The organism is Bacteroidales bacterium, assembly GCA_018334875.1.
Classification (GTDB): Bacteria; Bacteroidota; Bacteroidia; order Bacteroidales; family UBA12077; genus JAGXLC01.
This window is the reverse complement of record JAGXLC010000526.1, coordinates 1-2,562: the sequence shown is the minus strand read 5'-3', so window position 1 is coordinate 2,562 and position 2,562 is coordinate 1. Positions and strand designations below refer to the sequence as shown.

Genomic DNA, 2,562 nt, shown 5'->3' with positions numbered 1-2,562 from the left:
TTGTTATAGTTACTCAAACTTTAAAAAGATTCTTCGCGCTCTTTGCTTCAAAAATCTTTGCGACCTTTATGTGAAGCCTTTTTAAAAGATATTTCACGCAGAGACCGCAAAGAAAAAACTCCAGGCAAATTCGTTTTGTAGATACTCATGAAAAAAACTAAACTAATTAAGTGGTTAATACACTAGGAAGTAGAAAAGAATTCAATTTGAATATAAAGGTAATAATTGAATTTTTTGATTTTGCAGTACAGTTTTTTGAAAGTGTATGAATTATCTATTTGGAGAAATCAGCTTTAAAAATTTATTTACGTAAATATTTTATAATTCAATACATTAAAGCATACGGGTGGGAAATCACCTTAAAAAGTGCAGCAGCTTTTTCCTGTTTTCTCCGACGCTTCGGGGTTCCTCCTGCCTTCGTCCCGCGAAACCGGCGAGACGAAGGTCTCAGGCCTGGCCGAAACCGCGGAGGATTTGGTATATAGCTACACCTGGACAAATTTGGTCCAAAGAAACCTTACAGCGTCCCGCGGCAGCGGGACCTTTAAGCGTTGAAGAATACTGAATAAGTTGTTCCCTTTGGGGTTCATTTAACATTATGCGTGTATACCATTTGAAATTGCATTTTGAAATAATGGATGCGCACCTCTTAAACTATGCTTCAATTCATATTCGGTAACAATATGAACATCCATTATGAGATCGTATTGATATTCAATTTCAAAGATTGTATCAAATATTTCATTTTTATACTTCCAGTCATAGTTGTTTTTTAAAACAATCAACATGTCGTAATCGGAGGAAACAGAATAATTTCCTTCAGCCCTGGAGCCGAAAAGGATCACATCCCTTATATCCTCGCCAAATCTACGGACCAGTTTCTCCTTGGTTTTTCTCAATATATTTTTAGTCTTTGCAGTCATTAAAAATTCAACTTTAATAACTTTATTTCAGAAACGAAAATACTAAAAAAATGATATACCTGATAGAACTTAAATAATTTACCCATTATTATCCAAGGCTTCGGTCTTTTCTTCAACGCTTCGGTCCCGCATTTCCCGATGAAGCGAGGCCTTTGTCGGGAGTAAACAGCCCCGCCGTCGGCGGGGTAAACTGTTGGGTGACATTTGAATTTATTCCAAAATATTTCAATTTTTTACGTAAGGTTTCTGTCCCCCCAACGTCCAAATAATACAATTCAATATTTTTATTCATTTAAAACAAAAATGATCATGAAAAAAATTCAAGTAAGCCTTTTGGCGTTAGCAATCGGAGTCTTGTTTGTTCTGGGCTCCTGTGAAAAACCGGATGATGCAGTCGTTAAAAAAGATTTTGCTCCGGAGGGAAAGGAATTGGCATCTGCAGGAAGTGAAAATGACCTGTTAAAATCGGCAGGTAAGGATGAAGGATTTGTGCACGGCCTGGTGGTGGATGTTTATGGCGAAAATTACTATTTTGCCGGTGCACCTGATGGTCCGGATGGGGCAATTGATGTTCCCGGGCACTATTGGGTTCAAAGCGGCCCCGACAAGCTGGTTGGAAAACATTATAACACCGGGCCTTTCGGAACTCCCCAATGGTGGTCGTCTGATGCACCGGATGGAGAATTGCTCTATCTGGTACATGGTATTATTGACGAATGGACTGAGATGAAGGCGAAACACTATGCATCCCGGGGTTTTGTGCATTACCATGAATTTGTTTCATTGGATGACGGTAAGCTTCACCCCGATAAAGTGGTATGGCTGAAGCATACGGCAGTAACCAGTTTTACGCTGGACGGCGGGCCGGGCGCTCCGAATCCACCCTATGAACATGAAGTAACCCCGGGTGTGGATCTGCTGTTCCCAAACAACTATATGGAACCATACCATCCAGATGATCCGCACGATCATTAACAAAAAGAAAACAACTGAATACGGGAAAGGGCGATCTTTTGGGTCGCCCTTTTTTATTTCCCCGACGTTTCGGTCCCGCCAAACCGGCGGGAAGAAGGTCTGGGTTCGCAGAAACATTAAAATATTGAAGAAACCGGAAAAGGGTAAAAGGCTATGGCTAACAAGAAACCCTAGTCCCGCCTATGGTCGGGAGTAAACAGCCCCGCCGTCGGCGGGGTAAACTGTTGGAGAAAGAAGCAAGCCGGAGAGCCAGCCAACCTTGATCCTGTCTGCCGACAGGAGTAAACGGCGTTGCAGAAACGTCAAAAGGGTTGTTTGCTTCAGTTCTTAAAATGCTCAGGAAAGATTTTTCAATCGGTGGGTCGATCTTGATATTTTGTGAATCCAAAAACCTCTAATTTTTTTTCGGCCTCTTCTAACGTATAAAATTTAGCTTCCCCGCTATCCATTTGCTTCAATTCGTTTTCGAGATATTTTTTGGTTTGGTGATAATCCTTTTCTTCTTCAGCAATGATTTGTACTTCATCTTTACTGAATTTTTTCAGCAGCCACATGAATTTATCGTATACCTTATCGCTTATGAGAAGTTTGACGGAATGCATCATCATATTATTTACTCAAATATACGAAAATCTTCAATAATTTATTTTTCAATATAAAATAT

The 2,562-nt window shown here is 40.2% G+C and carries 3 protein-coding genes; 1 reads left to right on the top strand and 2 read right to left on the bottom strand.

Going from position 1 to position 2,562, the window contains the following annotated elements; all coding sequences use genetic code 11:
- Positions 1 to 596: 596 nt before the first annotated feature.
- Positions 597 to 923 carry a nucleotidyltransferase domain-containing protein gene (locus KGY70_20755; GenBank protein ID MBS3777636.1) on the bottom strand — a complete coding sequence of 109 codons (327 nt, stop codon included), beginning with the start codon at positions 921 to 923 and terminating at the stop codon, positions 597 to 599.
- 309 nt (positions 924 to 1,232) lie between these two features.
- Between KGY70_20755 and KGY70_20750 the strand changes: the two genes are divergently transcribed.
- The gene (locus KGY70_20750) at positions 1,233 to 1,898 is read left to right on the top strand and encodes a hypothetical protein (protein ID MBS3777635.1); all 666 of its coding nucleotides are present in this window, start codon (positions 1,233 to 1,235) and stop codon (positions 1,896 to 1,898) included.
- Between the two features lie 350 nt (positions 1,899 to 2,248).
- Here KGY70_20750 and KGY70_20745 read toward each other — a convergent pair whose 3' ends face one another.
- Positions 2,249 to 2,506 (bottom strand): hypothetical protein, encoded by a 258-nt coding sequence (locus KGY70_20745; protein MBS3777634.1) that lies wholly within the window; start codon positions 2,504 to 2,506, stop codon positions 2,249 to 2,251.
- Positions 2,507 to 2,562: the final 56 nt, after the last annotated feature.

Coding starts and splice junctions, on each gene's coding strand:
- KGY70_20745 (MBS3777634.1), bottom strand. CDS start 2,506: ATGATGATGCATTCCGTCAAACTTCTCATAAGCGATAAGGTATACGAT.
- KGY70_20750 (MBS3777635.1), top strand. CDS start 1,233: ATGAAAAAAATTCAAGTAAGCCTTTTGGCGTTAGCAATCGGAGTCTTG.
- KGY70_20755 (MBS3777636.1), bottom strand. CDS start 923: ATGACTGCAAAGACTAAAAATATATTGAGAAAAACCAAGGAGAAACTG.